The 22,307-nt window shown below is 32.2% G+C and carries 19 protein-coding genes; 9 read left to right on the top strand and 10 right to left on the bottom strand.

Annotated features, from left to right (window positions below; all coding sequences use genetic code 11):
- Position 1 precedes the first annotated feature (1 nt).
- The 3 genes from ACXKY9_RS10325 to ACXKY9_RS10315 are packed head-to-tail and all read right to left on the bottom strand — an operon-like array spanning position 2 to position 5,052.
- The gene (locus ACXKY9_RS10325) at positions 2-1,711 is read right to left on the bottom strand and encodes a tyrosine-type recombinase/integrase (RefSeq protein WP_001289510.1); all 1,710 of its coding nucleotides are present in this window, start codon (positions 1,709-1,711) and stop codon (positions 2-4) included.
- Positions 1,704-4,448: a hypothetical protein gene (locus ACXKY9_RS10320; RefSeq protein ID WP_000249670.1), complete on the bottom strand. Its 2,745-nt coding sequence runs from the start codon at positions 4,446-4,448 to the stop codon at positions 1,704-1,706. Before ACXKY9_RS10320 ends, ACXKY9_RS10325 begins: the two co-directional genes overlap by 8 nt.
- On the bottom strand, positions 4,429-5,052 hold the full coding sequence (locus ACXKY9_RS10315; RefSeq protein ID WP_000266759.1) for a hypothetical protein: 624 nt from the start codon (positions 5,050-5,052) through the stop codon (positions 4,429-4,431). The genes ACXKY9_RS10320 and ACXKY9_RS10315 overlap by 20 nt, the downstream gene beginning before the upstream one ends.
- 141 nt (positions 5,053-5,193) lie before the next feature.
- Between ACXKY9_RS10315 and istA the strand changes: the two genes are divergently transcribed.
- Positions 5,194-6,489 carry an IS21-like element IS232 family transposase gene (gene istA, locus ACXKY9_RS10310; RefSeq protein WP_000275580.1) on the top strand — a complete coding sequence of 432 codons (1,296 nt, stop codon included), beginning with the start codon at positions 5,194-5,196 and terminating at the stop codon, positions 6,487-6,489.
- Positions 6,479-7,231 carry an IS21-like element IS232 family helper ATPase IstB gene (gene istB, locus ACXKY9_RS10305; RefSeq protein ID WP_000798699.1) on the top strand — a complete coding sequence of 251 codons (753 nt, stop codon included), beginning with the start codon at positions 6,479-6,481 and terminating at the stop codon, positions 7,229-7,231. Before istA ends, istB begins: the two co-directional genes overlap by 11 nt.
- Before the next feature lie 48 nt (positions 7,232-7,279).
- Here istB and ACXKY9_RS10300 read toward each other — a convergent pair whose 3' ends face one another.
- The gene (locus ACXKY9_RS10300; RefSeq protein WP_001259440.1) at positions 7,280-7,975 is read right to left on the bottom strand and encodes a hypothetical protein; all 696 of its coding nucleotides are present in this window, start codon (positions 7,973-7,975) and stop codon (positions 7,280-7,282) included.
- 254 nt (positions 7,976-8,229) lie between these two features.
- Between ACXKY9_RS10300 and ACXKY9_RS10295 the strand changes: the two genes are divergently transcribed.
- The 3 genes from ACXKY9_RS10295 to ACXKY9_RS10285 all read left to right on the top strand — a co-directional run bounded on the left by ACXKY9_RS10295 (position 8,230) and on the right by ACXKY9_RS10285 (position 11,975).
- Positions 8,230-9,666: an IS4-like element IS231C family transposase gene (locus tag ACXKY9_RS10295; RefSeq protein ID WP_001053969.1), complete on the top strand. Its 1,437-nt coding sequence runs from the start codon at positions 8,230-8,232 to the stop codon at positions 9,664-9,666.
- Positions 9,667-9,985: 319 nt separating this feature from the next.
- Entirely contained in the window at positions 9,986-10,396 is a 411-nt protein-coding gene (locus tag ACXKY9_RS10290; RefSeq protein ID WP_000364215.1) for a DUF1878 family protein, read from the top strand.
- Positions 10,397-10,544: 148 nt separating this feature from the next.
- Positions 10,545-11,975, top strand: coding sequence for an IS4 family transposase (locus tag ACXKY9_RS10285; RefSeq protein ID WP_000116992.1), 1,431 nt, complete (start codon positions 10,545-10,547; stop codon positions 11,973-11,975).
- A gap of 356 nt (positions 11,976-12,331) precedes the next feature.
- On the opposite strand, the gene ACXKY9_RS10280 is transcribed toward ACXKY9_RS10285, so the two are convergent.
- From ACXKY9_RS10280 to ACXKY9_RS10265, 4 genes are all read right to left on the bottom strand, one after another.
- Positions 12,332-12,586 carry a DUF4318 domain-containing protein gene (locus ACXKY9_RS10280; RefSeq protein ID WP_000975140.1) on the bottom strand — a complete coding sequence of 85 codons (255 nt, stop codon included), beginning with the start codon at positions 12,584-12,586 and terminating at the stop codon, positions 12,332-12,334.
- Between the two features lie 105 nt (positions 12,587-12,691).
- Entirely contained in the window at positions 12,692-13,423 is a 732-nt protein-coding gene (locus ACXKY9_RS10275) for a Bax inhibitor-1/YccA family protein (protein WP_001260655.1), read from the bottom strand.
- A gap of 75 nt (positions 13,424-13,498) precedes the next feature.
- Positions 13,499-15,394, bottom strand: a complete 1,896-nt coding sequence (locus ACXKY9_RS10270; protein WP_000783186.1) for an ABC-F family ATP-binding cassette domain-containing protein — start codon at positions 15,392-15,394, stop codon at positions 13,499-13,501.
- Entirely contained in the window at positions 15,391-16,038 is a 648-nt protein-coding gene (locus ACXKY9_RS10265) for an HD domain-containing protein (protein WP_000165969.1), read from the bottom strand. The genes ACXKY9_RS10270 and ACXKY9_RS10265 overlap by 4 nt, the downstream gene beginning before the upstream one ends.
- A 109-nt stretch (positions 16,039-16,147) precedes the next feature.
- Here ACXKY9_RS10265 and ACXKY9_RS10260 point away from each other — a divergent pair, with 109 nt between their 5' ends.
- A complete protein-coding gene (locus ACXKY9_RS10260) occupies positions 16,148-16,912 on the top strand; it encodes a hypothetical protein (protein ID WP_000499723.1) in 765 nt (254 codons plus the stop codon).
- Positions 16,913-17,208: 296 nt separating this feature from the next.
- Here the strand turns inward: ACXKY9_RS10260 and ACXKY9_RS10255 are convergent, their stop codons facing one another.
- Both ACXKY9_RS10255 and ACXKY9_RS10250 read right to left on the bottom strand, forming a co-directional pair.
- A complete protein-coding gene (locus ACXKY9_RS10255) occupies positions 17,209-17,334 on the bottom strand; it encodes a hypothetical protein (RefSeq protein ID WP_000709202.1) in 126 nt (41 codons plus the stop codon).
- Positions 17,331-18,404: a response regulator aspartate phosphatase gene (locus tag ACXKY9_RS10250; RefSeq protein WP_000109863.1), complete on the bottom strand. Its 1,074-nt coding sequence runs from the start codon at positions 18,402-18,404 to the stop codon at positions 17,331-17,333. Before ACXKY9_RS10250 ends, ACXKY9_RS10255 begins: the two co-directional genes overlap by 4 nt.
- A gap of 380 nt (positions 18,405-18,784) precedes the next feature.
- Here ACXKY9_RS10250 and ACXKY9_RS10245 point away from each other — a divergent pair, with 380 nt between their 5' ends.
- The 3 genes from ACXKY9_RS10245 to ACXKY9_RS10235 are packed head-to-tail and all read left to right on the top strand — an operon-like array spanning position 18,785 to position 22,285.
- The gene (locus ACXKY9_RS10245) at positions 18,785-19,882 is read left to right on the top strand and encodes a phage lytic cycle repressor MrpR family protein (protein WP_000477499.1); all 1,098 of its coding nucleotides are present in this window, start codon (positions 18,785-18,787) and stop codon (positions 19,880-19,882) included.
- Entirely contained in the window at positions 19,879-21,888 is a 2,010-nt protein-coding gene (locus tag ACXKY9_RS10240; protein WP_001028065.1) for a tyrosine-type recombinase/integrase, read from the top strand. The genes ACXKY9_RS10245 and ACXKY9_RS10240 overlap by 4 nt, the downstream gene beginning before the upstream one ends.
- Positions 21,881-22,285: a DUF6262 family protein gene (locus ACXKY9_RS10235; protein WP_000247457.1), complete on the top strand. Its 405-nt coding sequence runs from the start codon at positions 21,881-21,883 to the stop codon at positions 22,283-22,285. Before ACXKY9_RS10240 ends, ACXKY9_RS10235 begins: the two co-directional genes overlap by 8 nt.
- The last annotated feature ends 22 nt before the right edge of the window (positions 22,286-22,307 follow it).

Genomic DNA, 22,307 nt, shown 5'->3' with positions numbered 1-22,307 from the left:
GTTACAACCAACCTTCATAAGTTTTATAAAATTTATCGATATTCTGTAATAAATCCCTCAATTGTTTTGAATTTATTGCTAATTCCCTTGTTAGATTGGGATTTATTTTATTATAAGTATCGCTAACTAATTTCAGATGTAGATTAAGCAATGTTTTATATAAGGTGAGCACTTCCTCTTGACTCTCTTTCATCCATCTTTCGATAAATTCCCTTTTTTCTAAAAATTCATCATACTCAATTCTCCAATATTCGAAGCACCGGAAACACTGTGTTTTACAATCCTTTATTAGTGCTGTACAATAGCCAATCTCAAGCTTGTCCCACTCCTGTTTCGAAGTTTTTGCTGGTGAAAATATAAATCTTTCTCTAAATAATTTTCCAATATGCCCTGCCTTGCGTGAACTCCCATTAAAAAAAACTGAATTTTTTAACGGTTGACCTGTAAGACTAAACATTTTAATAAGTTTAGATATCCCTGAATCTGTAAGAAAAAACTCATGTTGTTGATAGTGACGTTGTGAGTATATTGTATCGTGTCCCCCTAAGCGAGCTATCTCAATAGGATGGAACCCTTGTATCATTAAGGATAAAAATGCAAGATGTCTAGTATCATTAGGTCTTACTCGGCGTTCAAAATCAAAGTTTACCCCATTAATTCTGCCCTGCCTTATTTCTTTTTCCGAGTCTTCTCCAATGCTTCTAACTGTAAAATTATATGGTGGTGCAGTAATTACCTTATCATAAAACTCATGAAGAAGATCCCTGAAAATATTACATCTGAATATATCAGGATTTCTACGTAATATCGGTTCATTTAATATCCCCTTATGTGCTCTATAAGATAAGAGAGTTTCAGAATAGCCGAATTCCTCTGTCATTTCTACATATTCTTTAACCATGGAATAAATCTTTTTCGAAATTTCCAATTCATCAATTACTTTTTTTCCACCTTGCCCCCTATTTTTTATTCTAGGTAATTTGAGATAGTATCTATCATCTTTTATATATATACAATTCCTCTTTAAAAGAAGAAACTCTCCAATTCTTATTGGAATTACTGATGTCAAATGCCACCAAATACGTATTGGATAATAATATATATATCTCTGACTATCACTATTTGTTTTTATAAAAAAATCATTTAAAACCCATGCAAATTTAAGGAAATCCTTAACAGTAGGAATAACTCTTGTTCTTGGCTTAACAGACGGAATAGTTGACAAAAAATTCAGATACCCTTCTTTTCCTTCAAAATTATCATAGTAATTATAAAAGTTAAAAATAGCTGAAGCTATAGTAGCTCTTACTGTTTCTCCTTTGGACAATATTCTTTGAGTAAAATCTTCTAATAATGCTATTCTAAATATATTTGTTTTTATCACTTCATCTAGTACATACTTGAAAATAGCACTTACAGTACTGAATTGATACTTAACTAATAAATTAGCTGCCCAACATTTCATTACTATTGTTAATTTTTCTACTTCTGATACAGAACATCCACTCAATTCTTCTATTAATCTACTGAAACGAAGATAAAACATATTATCTCTTTCTTCATCATATAATTTCCATACATTTTCGTAAAAATTAATTTCTGTAAACTTATTTTTTTCTATAGTTTCTAAGTTTTCGATAGAAAGTTCCATGCTAAGTTCTAATTCAAATGCTTCATCACTTAATTCTTCAATCTCAATTATTTCACTCATGTTTTCTCACCTCACCTCTTTGTGGAATATATCGTGTAATAGAAGGTAATTGTATTAAGAGAGACTCAAATTCCTTTTTACTCATATAAAAAAACTCATATATAACGGATCCAAACTTTATTTCAGCTTCTTTAAACAACTTTAAATCCTTTAAAAAAAGAATTGCATTTCTTTCAAAATCTCCTTTGTATCCATTCTTTTCAGTATCTCTAATGAAAAAGCTGATATGTTTGAGAATGCGTTCAGTAATCCCGGATAACGCATAAAAATTATAAATAGCAAAAGGACAACTTATACAATTCTCTCGTTCTGTATACAAACAATTGTCTGATGACAATAAACACTGTACATGTCTTGTTTTAGAATGCAACATTCCCATGTCAAGTTCATTAATAATACGACGAATTTCCTCTCCATCAAGGTCTTTAATAAGGCTTTCCACAGCGCGTTCTTGCTTTGTAAGATATAATAAAGCATCTGCTATCCCTTCTAATTTTAAATCTTTTCCAAACTTATCATAAATAATGTTAATTTGATGGGTTCTTTCATCAATATTTTGTGTGGATCCAAACAAAATGTTAGCAAATCCATCTGCTATAAATCCAAAATAATCTCTAGTAAAAATTTGAGTACTCAGAAAATTTATATCTTGTTGATTTATATGAATGTATATATTTGTGGTTTCAATCGACTTATGATTACGAAGGAATTTTAAAAGTTCTAATTCATGCGCAGGACCTTTTTGACTTTTAATTAAATTATAGGCAAGTGTTATAAAAGTTCTATTCATTTTTAATGATGAAAATTTAAGGTTTTCATCTGGAAATGTATCAAAAAAAGCCTTATAAGGATAACTAGTGAGCTGCCGATTTTTAGATTGAAAATCAATTAACGAATCACTTAAAGGATTAAGAATTCTTGCTCTTATTTCACATAAAACTGCTGCATATGCAATAGGAAGGATTAATTGCTCCGAACAATAAAAATAACGATTTGCACCAGTTTTAGAATGCTTTAAATTCTTAATTTGAATCTTCCTTATTATTTTCTTGGCATCTTCAATACTTAACTCATGATTCTGAATCCACTCTATACTGTCAACAATACCTGTTCCCTCAAAATTTATTCTAGGAATTTGCATACAGTCCCAATGTCTCCAAGCATTATTTAAATGTACCAATGTATACAACCAAACTGATTCATAGCGATTATAAAAGGCATTTCTTGAATTATTTTGTAAAGACTTTAATAACACTTCTTTTACGCTACTTACAGCTTTTTCTTTATGAATATCTAGATTAGAAATATATTTAAAAAACTCCATAAATTCTTCTACCGTATAAATTTGCGGCGCTTTCTTCTTCTTACTCCTTCTCTTATACGGACTATTTATGTTACTAATTGTAAACATTTTCTTTTGTAAAGCATATCCCTCCATTTGATCAATTTCCCTTAAAAATATATAAAGTATTTTTTTCACTTTTTCTTTGGTATTATTATTAAAAAACATCAAATTAAGCTCTTTAGAGGAGTACATAAATAACTCCTTATCAATAATCCTCTCAGTTAAGACCCTCGTAACAGAAAGATACTCTAACAACCTTGCATTTTTCGAAACAAAATTCGACCCTGAGTAAGATTCTGATTTAAGCCTTATAAATTTAAACCACAATCTCTCTGTTTCTTTACAAAAACCAGAAAATTCCACATCTTCCGCATTTAATCTGTACATAAAATTATCATATATAGACCCCCTATCAAGATAAAGGTTTAAATTTTTATTCCGTCGCTCATATTCTTTAATAATGTCCTCTTTTAAATATAAATATCTACCATTAAAATATCTAGGAATTCCCCTCATTAATAAAGGTATCTCCATTGTCTGTATACTTATCCGAATAACATCCACGTTTATATTAAATTCATTCAAAATTTCCTGTCTAGTATAGTACTTTAACCTTAGCTCCTTATCCATTTCCTCTTTTTCCTTTTTTAATGAAAAAATTTCTTCTTTTCTAAAAAAAACATGTCTCCCTATTTTCTGACTGATTTTTAACAATCCTTCTTCTAGAAGTTTTTTATAGGTATACACGTTTAAATCCAATAATTTAAGAACATCATTCAATATTATTAAATCCTTGTTCGATATATTTAATCTTATTTTCTCTCCTAATGTTTTACTTCTATACTTCAAAAAATTTCTAATATCCTTCTTATTGCAAAATGTGAACTCCCTTTTTCTTATAAATTGTATCTTTCTTATATTAAAACTATTGATTACAAATATCGCTTGAGTATACCCAATACCTGCCATCTTCATAAATTCATTTATCGTCACATATTTTTCCAAAACATCAATTACTTCACGCTTTCTCACATAGCGTTTCGCATACCTATATTCCTCTTGATTATTCAAGGTGAATAATGGGTATTTCAGTGTTCTTAAGTATATTTGACCTTCTTTAGAAAGAGAAACAAGGTTTTTATAATATGCATTTAATAAAGATCTGTTGTCAAGGTTTTTTAGTCCTACGTACGCCCAAAATTGCTTTGTAGTAAAATATTCTTTGCTAAATTTTCTTTCCCATTGCATATGTTTGTTTAAATCTTCTCTATGAATAAAAACCTTTTCATTCTTATATTCAACTCTAATAATATTTTTTTCTACAAGAAACCTTAGACTGTTTTCTGTTAGCTTGTATTTCAAATGATTCAACTCAATATATTCTTGAACCACTATTTAATCCCCCCCAATTACTAATATACCGATCATATACCTGTCTCTTATTAAAAGAGTCCTCATAAAAACCAATATCATCCATACCCTCACCATATACACTAGAAAGAACATTTACGTGTTCTTGTACCTTACTATAAGAAGTTCTCTTCTCGATATATTCCAATGTTGCAGTTAACGTTCTATCCCCCCTTAGATTAGCAATCTCCTCAATACTCAGACCTAAATCAATAAGAAAATTGGTAAAAACACCTCTACCTATATGCGTGGACCAAGGAAGACCTGTTAAAAATTCCAAATCCTCGTAACGGCGATTTATTCTCAGTTTTTCCAAAAAACGTTCCTTGATTCTTAAAAATCGCTTAGCATATCCAGTACCACTTAAAGCTAGTCCCGTACTTTTAGAAATAAATAACGCCTTACTTTCATTACTTTTAAATTGTTTTTTCAGCTTTTCTAATCGTTCTATATGAATGTGATAAGCCTGCCATAGTTTCTCATCATCTAAAACAAATACTTCTCTAGGTCTCTTGACTTGCACATCATACCTAGATGATAAGTGCTTGAATAAATGTTCTTGATTATCTTCTATTACTAACCACATCCCATCATTTCCCCTAAATCCTTTTTCGTAGATAGATTCTCTTGTCAAATTATAAATGCTAACTTAAATATGTACATTAACGCTTGAATAAATATGTACATTTTCAATTGGATTCTCCATACTGACTCTGAGGTGGTTAGTATGTATATTAAGCTAGATATTCAAACAGAATTTGAGGTTAAAAGTCTTTCAGACTTACCAAATTTTAAAAAACTAATGGGGAACTTAAAAATGAAGATAAATAAAAGTCAATTAGCCAGAGAATTGAATGTGGATCGGCGTACCATAGATAAGTATTTGAATGGTTTTACACCAAAAGGGACAAAAAATAAAACATCGAAAATCGATACATATTATGAAGTGATTGCAGCTCTTTTATCTAGTGATTCTAAACAAATCTTCTACTACAAACGAGTGTTATGGCAGTATCTAACAGACAATCACGGTTTAAAATGTTCACAGTCTGCATTTCGTGCTTATATTAATAGAAAGCCTGAATTTAGAACATATTTTGATGAGGGGAAGCGTATTTTATCAGGTCATTCAGTGGGTGTCCGTTATGAGACACCTCCAGGAGAACAAGCTCAATTAGATTGGAAAGAAAGCATACGATTTGAAACCAAAAGTGGCGAAATCGTATATGTGAATGTAGCTGTACTTTTATTGTCCTACTCGAGATTTAAAGTTTTTCATTTGAATATTTCAAAATCACAAAGTGTTTTAATGTCATTTATGACAGAGGCATTTGAAATGTTTGGTGGTGTACCGAAGGTAATTGTCACGGATAATATGAAGACGGTAATGGATGAAGCTCGAACAGAACACTTTACAGGAACGATTAACAATAAGTTTGCCCAATTCGCTCAAGATTTTGGATTTAAGGTACAACCTTGTATCGCAGGGCGACCAAATACCAAAGGGAAAGTAGAAGCGCCAATGAAACTTCTAGACGAAATTCATGCTTATCAAGGAAGATTCACTTTTGAAGAATTACATGAATTTGTGCAAAAATTATGTGCAAGAATTAATCAAACATTTCATCAAGGGACTGGTAAGATTCCAGTGTTTGCCCTAAAACAGGAAAAGAATCTCCTACAACCACTCCCGAAGAGCGCGATAAGAGATTCCTATATGATTAAGCATAAACTTGTAAAAGTTAATACATCAGGCATGATATCTTACAAATCGAATCAATACTCAGTTCCAGCTGAATATCAAGGTAAAACCGTCGGTTTACAAGTATATGATAATCAAATATATGTTTATCATAACATGAAGTTAATTGTACAACATAAAATCAGCCAATCTAAGCTCAATTATAAAGAAGAACATTATAAAAAAGCATTGGCTAAGTCACTACCTAAATATCCGAACATTGACAATTTGGCGAAACAAAATTTATCAGTAATTGGTGAGGTATATAGAAATGAAGAATAGCTATCAACAATTAACAACAAACCTAGAGTATTTAAAATTAAAACAAATGGCACAACATTTAGGTGACGTAGTCGATTTTAGCATTAATAATGAATTATCCTTCGTAGAGACACTTGTTAAACTGACAAACTATGAGATTGATGTACGAGAACAAAATATGATTCATTCTATGGTGAAAATGGGCGCATTTCCTCATAGAAAGGAGGTTGATGAGTTTGATTTCGAATTCCAGCCGAGTATTAATAAACAACAAATCTTAGATTTTATTTCTCTACGTTTCTTAGAGCAACAAGAAAACATAGTATTTTTAGGACCTAGTGGTGTTGGTAAGACCCATTTGGCCACGTCTATTGGTATAGCAGCAGCTAAAAAGCGAACAAGTACTTATTTTATTAAATGTCATGATTTACTTCAAAATTTAAAACGTGCCAAGATTGAGAATCGCCTAGAATCTCGTTTAAAGCACTATACAAAATACAAATTACTTATTATTGATGAAATTGGGTACTTGCCTATTGATCCGGAGGATGCAAAATTATTCTTTCAATTAATCGATATGCGTTATGAAAAGCGTAGTACCATCCTAACGACCAATATCAACTTCAAGTCTTGGGACGAAGTATTCCAGGACCCTAAACTCGCCAATGCCATACTAGATCGTGTCTTACATCATGCCACGGTGGTCAGTATTGTAGGACAATCCTATCGAATTAAAGATCATTTTAGCAAAGAAAATGATTGATTTTGTACATGCTTAAACAAGCGAAAATGTACATGTTTATCTTGACATTTACATCAAATTAACAACTTCTCCTACCCGTAATCCTGCTAAAAATTGAAAACATACTCCTAACGCTATATCACTGGCTTCTGCTTCTTCAATAAACTCATAAACAAGTCTATAACGATTAGGACCAAAATCTTTTAATTTTTGTTTCTCATTTCTCTGATTTCTATTTGGTCGCTCAATGTCAAAAAACGACTTACTAAATAAAGACAAAGGCTGTCCTATTCTTAAATAATCTTTTTTGTAATTCACTTGAAAATCTTCGTCTATTAATTCGTTTTCCTTTAAATATATATATAATTTTGTAAGAACATTTTCACAATAATTAGAGTGATTAAAACTAACACCTTCGTATGTCAAATGTGTAATAAAATCTCCACCATGTATTAACTTTAATCCTTCTAACCCTTTATTTTGCAATGCTTTATATCCTGCAACCTCATCTTCAATGTTACTATAGATAAAATTAAGAAATTTGCATATGACCCTAGCAGCTTTAAGTTGAGTGTGATAACTTACTCCTCTATTCCTATAAGTTTTTCTAATAAAATCTGTAATAGGGTGTGGAATAATTAAATCTTTCACAGTATTTTTTAGGCATATCAGAACTACTTCTTCACATTGAATCTCCTTCCCCACCCTCTTTTGTATAATCACGCCTCTTGGTATCCAATGGAATTTCTGATCTAATGTTCTCAAACTATTCTCCCTCCTTAACATCCATCATTTTTTATTTTTTAAAATATTCTTACTTTTGACCACCTTAATTCTATACTCAAAATAAAAAAGAAGCTACACACTTTTAAAAAAGTGTGTAGCTTCTTTTTTATTTTGAATTGTGTTGTTATTGATGTTAGTACCCCATGCCCATCAACTTAAGAATTTGCACTACCCCCAAGTGTCAAAAAACGTTATTCTTTCTAAAAAGCTAGCTAGAAAGGATGACATTTTTTATGAATCTTTCAATTCAAGATGAATTACAACTATTTTCTGAAGAGCTGTATCGTCATTTAACCCCTTCTCTTTTGGAAGAACTCGCTAAAGAATTAGGTTTTGTAAAAAGAAAACGAAAGTTTTCAGGAAATGAATTAGCTACCATATGTATCTGGGTCAGTCAACGTACAGCGAGTGATTCTCTCGTTCGACTATGCAGTCAATTACACGCCGCCACAGGCACTCTTATGAGTCCAGAAGGACTCAATAAACGCTTTGATAAAAAAGCGGTTGAATTTTTGAAATATATTTTTTCTGCATTATGGAAAAGTAAACTTTGTAAAACATCAGCCATTTCAAGTGCAGCACTCACGTATTTTCAACGAATCCGTATTTTAGATGCGACGATTTTCCAAGTACCGAAACATTTAGCACATGTATATCCTGGGTCAGGTGGTTGTGCACAAACTGCAGGTATCAAGATTCAATTAGAATATGACTTACACAGCGGACAGTTTTTAAACTTCCAGGTAGGTCCTGGAAAAAATAATGATAAAACATTTGGAACAGATTGCTTAGATACCTTACGGCCGGGTGATCTGTGTATTCGTGATTTAGGATATTTTTCATTGGAAGACTTAGATCAAATGGATCAACGTGGCGTGTGCTATATATCAAGACTTAAGTTAAACCATACCGTCTATACGAAAAATCCATTTCCAGAATACTTTCGAAATGGGACAATCAAAAAACAGTCACAGTATATCCAAGTTGATTTAGAGAACATTATGCACACGTTAAAACCAGGACAAACGTATGAAATAAAAGAGTCGTATATTGGCAAGAATCAAAGATTATTTACAAGAGTAATTATCTACCGATTAACAGAGGAACAAATACTGGAACGTAGAAAAAAACAAAGCTATACCGAAAGTAAAAAGGGGATTACATTTTCAGAAAAGAGTAAACGATTAACGGGTATCAACATATATGTTACGAATACGCCTTGGGAAGTGGTTCCGATGGAACAAATCCATGATTTTTACTCCCTCCGCTGGCAGATCGAAATCATATTTAAAACGTGGAAATCTCTATTTCAAATTCATCATTGGCAAACTATCAAACAAGAGCGATTAGAATGCCATGTGTATGGAAAACTCATTGCCATTTTTATATGTTCTTCCACGATGTTTAAGATGCGCCAACTTCTGTTGCAAAAGCACAAAAGAGAACTAAGCGAATATAAAGCAATTGGGATGATTCAAGATCATCTATCCCTGTTATATCAAGCGATACAGAGAAACACCCGTATAATAACAAAGGTTTTAATCCGCCTGTTTACCCTACTAAAGAAAAATGGCCGGAAATCCCATCGATATGAGAAGAAAACTATCTTTGATATTATGGGTGTTGTCTATGAGTATAATGGATTGAGAAAACAAAAGAAAGCTGCATAAGAAAAAAATGAAACCCGTTAGGGTTTATTTCGTATGCTCATTTTTAAGAGGATTATACTGTTTAAAAGTTTGTTCATTTCAATTAATGGAAAACCGTAGAGTTTCTATCCTTAAGTTGATGGGCATGTGTTAGTACCCCATCCCTATCAAGCTAATAGTTTTAATTACCCCATAACGAAATTTTTAGCATCGTTAACTATTGATAATGATAGGTTATGTTAATAAAAATTGTATGGGTGATATATCATAAGTATTTGTATTTCAAGTTATAAATTGTTATGATAAACTGGTTAATTTAGGGAAATAAAGGAGGGGAAATATGGATTTAATCAAAGAAGTGACTTTATTAAGATATCAATTTAGACTTATGCAAAGTATGATTCAGTCAGATGAATTCCCATTTTATAGATTTGTTATAGATCATGAATTTGAAGAAGAACAAGTAAATGCCTTAAGAAACATTTCAATTGCATTTCATGATCGATTAACTAGAGAAGAAGTTTCGATTTTTGCACAAAACGATCATTTGTTTTCTAAATTTAAACTTCCTTTAGATATGCTATATAGCCCAGAAAAGCCTAATTTAGATGAGTTTAAACTATATATCACTAAGATTTTTTATCAAGAATTTGAATTGAAATACTTATTATTAAGTTTAAAAAAACAATGTATTTTTGTGAATGTCTGTGATTATCTTTTAGAGCAATTAAAAATGAATAATAACGTTTGATTATACAGATATATAAAGTTAGCATAAATAATTATTAAACGGATATTTGGTACCGCTACATCGCTATAAAATTAAGGTTTTGGACTATCCATAAAGTAAAAAAGGCGTTATCCTTTCTGTAGAATTATAGGAAAGGATGGCGTTTTTTATGTCTGTTTCTGTGTCTGATGAATTACAACTATTTGCTCAAGAGATTCAAAGTTTTTTATCTCCAAATACCTTACGGGATCTTGCTAGAGATGTTGGTTTTGTACAACGAACTAGTAAATACCAAGCAAAAGATTTAGTCGCTTTATGTATATGGATGAGTCAAAATATCGCTACAACCTCTTTAGCTCAGTTATCTAGCTGTTTAGAATCATCCACAGAAGTACTCATCAGTCCAGAAGGACTGAATCAACGGTTTAATACATCAGCAGTTCAGTTTTTACAACATATATTGACTAACCTTCTAAATAAAAAATTAACTTCATCTATGCCACTTTCTTCTCCATACACCTCTGTTTTCAAGCGTATTCGCATTTTAGATTCCACTGCATTTCAGCTTCCAGATATATTTTCAACCATTTATCCTGGGGCTGGAGGATGTAGCCATACTGCTGGGATGAAAATTCAACTTGAATATGACCTATTAAGCGGACAATTCCTACATATCCATACAGGTCCAGGGAAACAACATGATCGAACCTATGGTTCTCTGTGTGTTCCAACTGTAACACCAAATGATTTATGTATCCGTGATTTAGGGTATTTTCATTTGAAAGATCTTCAACATATACAAGATAAAAAGGCTTACTATATCTCTCGTATTAAATCCAATACACGTATTTATCAAAAAAATCTCACACCTGATTATTTTCAAGATGGAAGAATCAAGAAAGGTACAGAGTATATACAGATAGATATGGAGGTATTAATGAACTCTCTCCAACCAGGACAAACCTATGAAATATCCGATGCTTATGTAGGAATGACTGATAAAGTACCAACTCGTGTGATTGTTCATCGACTTACAGATGAACAACAACAAAAACGATTGCAAGATCAAGCTGTAAGAGAGAAAAAGAAAGGAATAAAGTATTCCCCTCGTAGTAAACGTCTCAGTGGTATCAATGTATATATGACAAACACCTCTACAGATACTGTCCCGATGGGACAAGTACATGATTGGTACTCTTTACGTTGGCAAATCGAGATTTTATTTAAAACATGGAAATCATTCTTTCATATTCACCATTGTAAAAAAATAAAACGAGAAAGATTAGAATGCCATTTGTATGGGCAACTGATCGCCATTCTCCTCTGTTCTTCTACTATGTTTCAAATGCGTCAACTACTTCTTATGAAAAAGAAACGAGAGCTGAGTGAATATAAGGCCATATATATGATTAGAGATTATTTTTTTCTTATTTATCAAGCCATACAGAAAGACACCCAAGAATTATCAAAGATTCTCATTCGCCTGTTCAACCTCCTACAGCAAAATGGGCGAAAATCTCACAGATATGAGAAGAAAACAGTCTTTGATATATTAGGTGTCGTTTACAATTCTACCATTTCTGAAGATCAAGCGGCCTAATTCAAAAAATGAAACCCGATAGGGTTTATTTCGCATGCAAACCTTTAAATTTTCTAAGCCTGGCTTTTAGAAAAAAGAAATAATCTCTACTATACTTGATATTGTATAATCTTAGCTTGATAGTGATGTGTTAGTACCCCATACTGTACATTTTTTTAAAATTCAGCACTATTATGTACAGAGAAGATTCATCATAAGTTATACCACCTCACATGTTTTTCTTCATTGTAAGGAGAAATGTTTGAATGGTAAAAAGCACAAAATGATATATCCGTAAGTAGAAAGTATTATTTTGGACCTTACAAAACAAAAAAAGAAACCATACATAGTTCAAACATGTATAGTTTCAAAATTTATTACACTTCAGTACAAGATATGTAATATCCTCCGCGAGCCATCTTTATTTCAGCACGGTACATTACATTTTCTAAGTAGAAAGTAATCGGTTTAACTTTACTCTCAAATTTTAGTCTTTCATTGCATTCAGTTGCATATCCTTCAATCGCTGAAGTAATAACTTTTGATGATGGATACGTTAAAGCTTCATCTAGTTCTATGAAAAAACTTTTAGAAAATAATTTTTTCATAATCCCCTTCTTCTCTTTCATCATATTCCATCTCCTTCACTTCAAGTTGCTATCATCCATATTATACCATACATTCAATATATCTTTGAAAATAAAAAAATCCTGCATTTTTCATGCAGGATTTTTTTATTAGTCATTTTTCGTAAAGTAAGAAACGAAACGAAGAATTTCTAAGTATAACCATACTAATGTAAGCATTAGTCCCATCGCAGTATACCACTCCATATATTTCGGAGCTTGACTACGTACACCATTTTCGATTAAATCGAAATCTAGTAATAAGTTTAATGCAGCAACTACAATAACAACTGCACTAATAATAATACCGATTGTACCACCTTGGTGAATGTATGGAACAGTTACACCAAACATATTTAGTAGGAATACGACTAAATACATAACCATAATTCCAAGTGTTGCTGCCATAACGCCTGTACGGAATTTATCCGTTACTTTTACTACGCGTGTTGCATATAACACTAACATTGCAAATAGAATTGAGATTGTTAGTAATACAGCATTTAAAACGATAGAATCGCCAAATTTCATTGTATAAACTGCTGAAATACTTCCTAACACAACCCCTTCTACCGCTGCATAGATTGGTGCACCAAAAGGTGAAATGCGCGGGAAGAACATAGACGCGAATGCGATGATTGCCGCAACGATTAAAGCACCAATTAATACTGGCATCTTCATCGTCCCCTGCATCATCTGTATGTATGAATAGACAGACGTTGCAAGTAGCAAGATAAGCATAATGAACGTTTTGCCTACTGTTCCGCCAATCGTCATCGCAGAAGCGCTTGCTCCCTCTTTACGGAATGCCTCTTTTTTCAACATTGGATTAGATGTTCTCATTTTTTCCCTCCTAAAATAGGTTCTACCAATAGTGTAAAGTTTTTCTCTTTACTTTTCAATATATGCAGCTTGTTTTTATTTTAATCCTTCAACGATGTCTGATAGTTCACTCCATCTTTCCATCTGTTTTTCTAGCTCTTCTTCTGTTTTCTGCTGTGCTTCAGATAATTCTTGTGCCTTTGTGAAGTCAGATCCAACTTTCGCAAGTTCTTCTCCAATTGACTCAATTTTTTCTTCAAGTTCGGCAATTGTATCTTCAATCGTTTCCCATTCACGCTGCTCATTATATGAAAGTTTACGTTTACGTTGTTGTTTTGGAGCTTCTTCTACTACTTTTTTCTCTTTTTGAACTTCCGCTTTCTCCATAAGTTCTCTCGTTTTTTCCATTTCTAAATAATCTGTATAACTACCTAGGAATTCACGCACTTCGCCTCCGCCAGTAAAGATGAACAGTTCATCTACTACTTTATCTAAGAAGTAACGGTCATGCGATACAGTTAAAACGACACCTGGGAAATCTTCTAAATAATCTTCTAGTACTGTTAATGTTTGTGTATCTAGATCATTCGTAGGTTCATCAAGTAAAAGTACGTTTGGTTCTCCCATTAAAATACGTAATAAATATAAACGTCTTCTTTCACCACCAGATAGTTTACCAAGCGGTGTACCATGTGAATGCGTCGGGAATAAGAAACGTTCTAACATTTGAGATGCACCAATTACTTTTCCATCTGTCGTATGAATAACTTCTGCAATCTCTTTAATGTATTCAATCATACGCTGATTTAAATTCATCTCTTCATTTTCTTGCGTATAATAAGCAACTTTTACAGTTTGCCCAACTTCAATTTCACCAATATCAGGAGATAACTTACCTGCAAGCATATTTAATAGCGAAGATTTCCCGCTTCCATTCGCTCCAATAATTCCGATGCGATCGCCTGGTTTCACAATATGATTAAAGTTGTTTAATACCGTTTTATCACCAAATTTTTTCGTTACATCTTTTAACTCAAGTACTTTTTTCCCAAGACGGCTACCGCTAAGTGCAATATCAACTGACTGTTTTGCAGCTGGTCCTTCTAGTTCCTTTAGCTCATCAAAACGCTGAATACGCGCCTTTTGTTTCGTAGAACGGGCTTTTGCACCACGACGAATCCAAGCAAGTTCACGACGATATAAATTTTGGCGTTTCGATTCTTGTGCCAATTCTTGCTCTTCACGAAGTGCTTTCGCTTCTAAAAATGTACTATAGTTTCCTTCGTAGCTATATAATTTACCATTATCTAATTCAAAAATACGGTTCGTCACACGATCTAAGAAATAACGATCATGGGTTACAAGTAATACCGCACCTGTATATCTTGCTAAATATTCTTCTAACCATTCAACTGTCTCATGGTCAAGATGGTTCGTAGGCTCGTCTAAAATTAATAAATCAGGTGTTTCAATAAAACATTGTGCCATTGCGATACGTTTTTTCTGTCCACCAGATAAATTCCCAACAATTGCAGTGAAATCTGTAATTCCTAATTTCGTTAAAAGAGATTTCGCACTTGCATTTGCTTCCCATGCACTCATTGCATCCATACGTTGCTGCACTGCAAATAATTGTTCCTGTACTTTTTCATTACTTGGATCTTTTTCAATATTTAATAGTGCTTTTTCATAATCACGAAGAAGACGAATTAAAGGTGTATCACCATGGAACACTTGCTCTAATACTGTTAGTTTTTCATCAAACTCTGGTTGCTGTGATAAATAACTAATTGTATACCCACGTGAATACGTCATATCACCTGTATCAGGAGTTTCTAATCCTGCAATTATTTTTAATAATGTCGATTTACCAGTTCCGTTTACACCGATAATTCCGACACGTTGTCCTTCTGTAATACTACATGATAATCCATCAAATAACGGCTTTTCTCCATATGATTTTGATAAGTTCTCCACAGTTAACATTTTCATATTTGTGCATTCCACTCTTTCATAAATTGTTCAATAAACTGTTCCATATAACGATGACGAATTTCAGCCTCTTGTTTTGCTGCATTCGTATTCATTAAATCTTTTAATTTCAAAAGTTTTTCATAAAAATGATTTAAAGATGGATCATTATTTTTTCTATACTCTTCTTTCGTCATTTCTTCACGCGGCGGAATAGTTGGGTCATACATTAATCTCCCTTTCGCCCCGCCATATGCAAAGGTACGAGCTATTCCAATTGCTCCAAGGGCGTCTAAGCGATCCGCATCTTGAACAAGCTTCCCTTCAAGTGAATCCACTTTACCGCCATGGCCACCTTTATAAGACATATTGGCGATGATATGAAGAATATGTTTACTTTCCTTTTCTTCAACACGTAGCTCTTCTAACCAATCAGAAACTTTTTTCATTCCTGCTTCTTCACTTTCATTTAGCTTTTCATCTGCCACATCGTGAAGTAATGCTGCCATTTCAATTATAAAACGATTTCCACCTTCTTGCTCAGATAAAGAAATCGCCATTTTATGTACACGTTCAATATGATACCAATCATGCCCACTCGCATCTTTTTCTAAAATATGTTTTACAAAAGTAATTGTTTTTTGAATTTTTTCTTGTTTTGTCATTTTATCTTCACCCAGTTACTTATTGTAACACGCCCGCATTTTTTCATCACATATTTTCTTGTCCGCCCATACACTAGGTGGTAGGCATCATCATGAAGGAGGAATAAACATGTTCTATAATAATCAACCGCCTTATCCAAGGCAACCATTGTATCCTCAACAACAAGAACAGAGATACACAGAACAATACGAAGAACAAGAGTTACAACAGCAAGAACCACAATATGACGAAAACCCATATGCAACAACGCAAAATCAAGAAACTGAATTTCAACAAAATCCATATGAAACACGTCCAAATTATGAATATCCTCAAAATCCATATGTAATACCACAAAACCAAGAACAACAATATCAACAAAATCCATATGCAGCACCACAAAATCAAGAACAACAATATCAACAAAATCCATATGTAGCACCACAAAACCAAGAACAACAATATCAACAAAATCCATATGTAGCACCACAAAACCAAGAACAACAATATCAACAAAATCCATACACAACTCAACCACAACAACCGCAATACCAACAACAAATGTATCAACCAAACTACGACGTACGTGTCTCACCACCTAAACCACCAACAATAGATCCAACTCAACCACAAATCTTACCACCTGGACCAATTACTGAACCAACACAACAACAAATTCAACAAGTTGTCGGTACACAGTTTTTACCTTTCAAGAAACCCGTACTAGATTTCGTAAAACCATGGGTAGATTACGGTTTAAATGAAGCAAAACATACATCACATGAACACGCATTAACAGAAGTTGCTGCGATTATGTTTTTAGTTGGTAAAGGCTTCAATCCGACGATCGCACATTATATCGTTGAATCTTGGGAGAAGAATGAACAGTTTTAGAATTGTTTATTTGATAAAATATAAAAAACACAAAAGTGCCAAACCCCTTATACCACAAGGGTTTTGGCACTTTTTAATATCTAAAACAAATTTTATTGAAATAATTATTTTTATAGATTTTCATACTTTTTTATATAGTACGTGAACATATACAGTACAAAATTACACCTTTGTATACACATTTTTAGAAACATCTTACGTTTATCAAACAATAACCAAAAGACGTACCTGCAACCTCATCATATAAATAATAGATATTAAAAAGAGGACACTATAAGCGCCCTCTTCCTTAGGTTTTAAATATGTTCTCCATGATCCATAAACACTTCAATTGCTTCGTTTTGTGGTATGTCTTTTACATTAGTAAGACCAAAAGTAAAAACAGCGGATAACATCATCATTAATAAGATTGCTTTTTTCATTTTAGCGCCCTTCTTTCTATGCTCTTTTTGTCTGCATCTAAAGCGATGTGCAAATACTTGCTTGCTTTTCTGTGATTTTCTGAACCATAGAATCTTTCACCTAAAAGAGAAGCATATTCTTTTACCCAATCATATAATTCTTCTTTTTCAAAATACGAAATACCTTCTATAACCACATTTTCTAATTCTTCTTGCGGTACATAGTTATGTACTGCTTTTAAAATTCGGAAATGATGACGATAACATAAGTCGCTAATCTTATAGCCATTCTCAATATATTCATTAGCGATATGACTATAACCTAACTTAAAATGCTCTCTTGCTAAAAGAAACATAGTTTTAGCGTTATTTTCTAATGAATCCTCTAAGTGTTTAATTGCTAACTCTGGCATGTTTTGACTTGCGTATAAAAGTCCTAAATTATGCTTAACTCGTTTAATAAGAAGTTCATCATTAGATTTTTGGAAGGTACCTAGTGCTGAAAGTAAATATTCCTCTGCACTTTCGAATTCATTTAGTCGAATGTGTGCCATTCCTAAAGTATTTAAGCATGCTGCAGTTTTTAATTCATACCCTGGACTAATTGAAAATACTTCATTCGCCTTTGTAGCAAATTGAACTGCTAGGATCGGTTTTAATACGTGATAGTAATGGACTGCAAGCCAATAATTAAATTCTGCTTTTTCAATTTCATCATGCATGTATTCTAAAAACGTTTCAGCTTTTTCAAATTGCATTCTTGCTTCACTATGGTTTGCTTTATTAATAGCGTAAATTGCTTTAAATAAATGATGATAGTACTCTAAAAATGTTTCTGTAGACTCTGATAAAGGCTCGATTTTGTCCAGAATATCTTTTGTACTATCCATATCCCGAATTAGCAGTTTATATCGTGCATTCAATAAAGCGTAGTAGACTAATATTGTTTGGTCTTCCTTAATATTATTGATTTTATTTGCAATATCTTCTTTTATTTTCTGAGACTGTAATACACGTTGTGAAATCATAGCTTGATACCATTCGTTTAATAATTTTGTGATTTCTTCTTTAGAAATAATGTCAACACTCATCTACTTCTACCCCCTTTTGTTAAATGTTATCATGACATGCTTGTTTGCATAAATAAGTTTTTGAATATTCTAACTTGAAAAAATTATTTTTGAATATTCATGTTAACAAAATGGTCCCTTTTCAAACCTTAAAAAAGAACACATGTTTGTTTGTAGTGGAGTTAAAAAAACAAAAGTGAGGTATTACATCATGGGATATAACAGCTTTCCTGTAGTACGTGGAAGAGGTATGGTGTTAACAATAGTATAATATATGAGTAGAGATAACGTATACAACGATAGGTAGTTCTCTTTTTTTGTCTCTTTGTAGAAGCTATAATAATAGTATAAAAGAGATAGTATTTATAGTATAGATAGATTGAACAGTTGGAGGTGGAAAAATGTTTAAAGTACAAAGTATTATTACATCGTTTGGGGAAGAACGTTGGATGGTTTTACATAACAAGGGTGAACCAGTTATCCCAATCATGAAATTTATAAAACATAAGGATTCTTTAGGAAAAGCACCTAATACACTTAAAACATACTGTTATCATTTGAAAATATTCTGGTGTTTTCTAAACGAAAAGAATAAAGATTACAGAGAAGTGGATATAAGTTTATTAACAGAATTTATTCATTGGTTAAGAAAATCAACAGATGATATAAATACTATCTATTTAAATGACACAAAGAAGTTAGTGTACGCTAAAAGAACTGAATCTTCCGTTAACTTAATCACTAATTGTGTTATCGAATTTTTGGACTACCAATGGCGTAGTGGTCAAATCTTATTTAATGTAAAATCCAAAGTTACAAAAGAAGTCCATAATACAAGGCGGAAGTATCGTAAATTTTTAGATCATATAACACATACCCCAACAACCAAAATTAATATTTTAAAACTTAAGGAACCTAAAAGAAAAATAAAAACCATTACTACTAAGCAGGCGGAATTGATTCATATAGCATGTAATAACATAAGAGATGAGTTAATAATTCGTATTTTATATGAAGGAGGATTAAGAGCTTCTGAGTTATTAAGTTTATGGATAGAGGACTTCAATATCAATGATGGTAGTATCACTGTTAGAGAATCTAAAACACAAGCTGGAGAAAAAAGAAAAGTATATGTATCAAATGAAACAATGAATTTATTCCAAGATTATATTATCGATTACCATACTAATGATGTAGATTCTAACCATGTGTTTATTAATTTAAAAGGGAAAAATAAAGGGCAGCCAATGCAATATTGGGCTTTGCAAGCTGTTATACGTATATTGTCTAAAAAAACGAAAATAAACTTTACCGCTCATACACTTAGACATACATGTGCAACACAACTTTATGATCTAGGCATGGACGCTGGTATCATTCAAAAATTATTAGGACATGCCCAGGTACAAACTACTTTAAATATGTATATTCATCCTTCAGAAGAAACTATAAGAAAGCACTGGGATGAAGCCCAGCAGCATAGGAGAATGAGAAAATGAATATCGTAGCTATTAATTCTAATAAAATACAACGTAAAGTTATGAACGACCTTAAAGGGTATTGGGCTTTAGATGAATGGAAAATCGAAGAGTTTCCCCTGCCAGATAGAAGAGGAAAAATTAAAGAAACAAAAAAAATTGTTGATTTCAATAAAATTAGTAATGAATATATTAAACTGGAGATAAAGTACTATTCTTTTTATTCTTTAACCAATGAAATTTGGCTTTTATCCAGCTTTATGGAGAAGCATTTTTATAAAATGTACTTTCTTTCAAAATTTTTAGCCGAGAAATTCCCTCAAGTCACATCAATAATTGATATTCCTTACACTACATTATTAGATGAATACAAATTATATCTAACTGAAAATAATAAGCCGTTAAAATACCCCCATCATCGTGGAGGAGAATTTATTTCACCTTATCTTGGAGTATGTAAAAGTTTATATGATTTTTTCTCTAATTATTATGACGAACGACCTGAACATCAAAAAGATAAATGGAATATAAAAAGACTAGGGATTCCATATAATATGTCTCGAAGAGACAGATTTCTTAATTTCACCAGTATAAAATTTCCCTTTCGGGAATTAGTTAAAAAATATGTAAATCAAACATTACTTATACACCAACAAATTACCTTTGCGACCGCCCAAAATATTTTAAAGAAAATGTATTTGTTTTTTGATTTCATTGTAGAAACGTATCCAAAGTGGATAGATTTACAGAATCTACAAAGACAGGACATTGAAGATTTTTTATTTTATGTTAGAAATCGTGAAATGGGAGGAAAGAGTTATACGAAAAATCGTGTTCCTAGTAATCGTCATGTAATAGAGTGCCTTTCAAATGTCAGAAGAATAATTGAATATATGCAAGGTTTTGAATGGAAAGAAGCACCTAAAACCCCTGTTAACAGATTAATATTTCCCGAAGACTTTCCTCGAAGAGAAAAGAAAAACTATCACGAACATGTTAAACATGTGCCAGATTTTATATGGGAGCAAGTGTTGGAAAATCTACATAATTTAGATTCGGAAATTGCACGATTAATAGTCATTATGGAAGCAACAGGATTTAGAGTCTCAGATGTATGTCAGTTACAATTAAATTGTCTAGCATATAAGCAAGATGGTTGGTGGTTGGTAGGAGATCAACGAAAAGTAAATGTAAAAGAACATATTGTTCCTATTTCAGAAGAAATTGTGAAAATCGTTAAAATACAACAAGAATATATTAACAATCATGAAAAGAAGCATAACAACTTAAATCAATTTTTGTTCCCTGTTCTTACTGGAAAAAATAGAGGGATGGCCTTTTCACAAAAATCGGTTACCTATGCATTAAATCAACTAGCCGAAAAATATAAAATCCTTGATAAAAATGGAGAAATATTTCTATTTAAGAACCATGCTTTTCGACATAGATATGGGGTCAATCTAATTAATAATGGTATGAATATTCTTCATGTACAAAAGTTAATGGCACATACTAGTCCTGAAATGACATTAACTTATGCAAAAATTTCAGATAACACTCTTCGTAGGGAATGGGAAAAAGTTCAAAACTCAGTGCGTATTGACACAACTGGAGAATTAATACAAGCCAGTCTCCCTGAGCAGGCAGAAGAAAACGGTTTGGAACTAGAATGGATTCGCCATAACATGGACTCTATTCGTTTGGATCATGGATTATGCATAAAGAGTCCTAAGGTTAGCTGTGAATTCTTAGATTATTCGTTAGAAACCCCTTGTATTAAAAATAATTGTAGGAGTTTTCATGTAGATACAACATTTTTAGATTACTATAATGCGCAGATATTAAAGATGGAAGAAGATATTATAAAGTATCAAACTAGCGGTCGTATTCGTTCTATTGAATTGATTCAACCAAAACTTAATAAGTATAAGGAAATTAGGGATTCATTGAAAAATGAAATTGGAATTTTCGGTATGCCGAAACATAAACGAGAATATATAGGAGAGGAAAGAAAAATTGATGGTTAACAAACATCCGAATACAACGGGGTTATTGAATCATGCCTCTAAAAAAAAGAGGGAAACACAATATAGAGTGAATGAAGTAATACAGTTAATGGTTAAAGAAGGACAAAAAATTAATTTTAATTCAGTTTCAGAAAAAGCACAGGTTTCAAAAGCATATTTATATAGAGAACCCTTAATCAGAAAAACGATTGAAGACTTACGTCAACAGCAAGAAGGCATACATGATTTTAAGAATATAAAAAGAAGGACATCGGATGCCTCCAAGGATGTAATCATAGAAACTTTAAAGAATAAGCTCAATCTTTTAAAATATAAGAACAAGCTATTAGAAAGTGAAAATGAGCACTTAAAAACACAACTGAAAAAAGATTTAGGAAAGGTTTATGAAAATTTATAAATATGTGATATCGTCCTATCAG

Source organism: Bacillus sp. 2175 (assembly GCF_057812155.1).
This window is presented reverse-complemented; position numbering and strand designations above follow the sequence as displayed.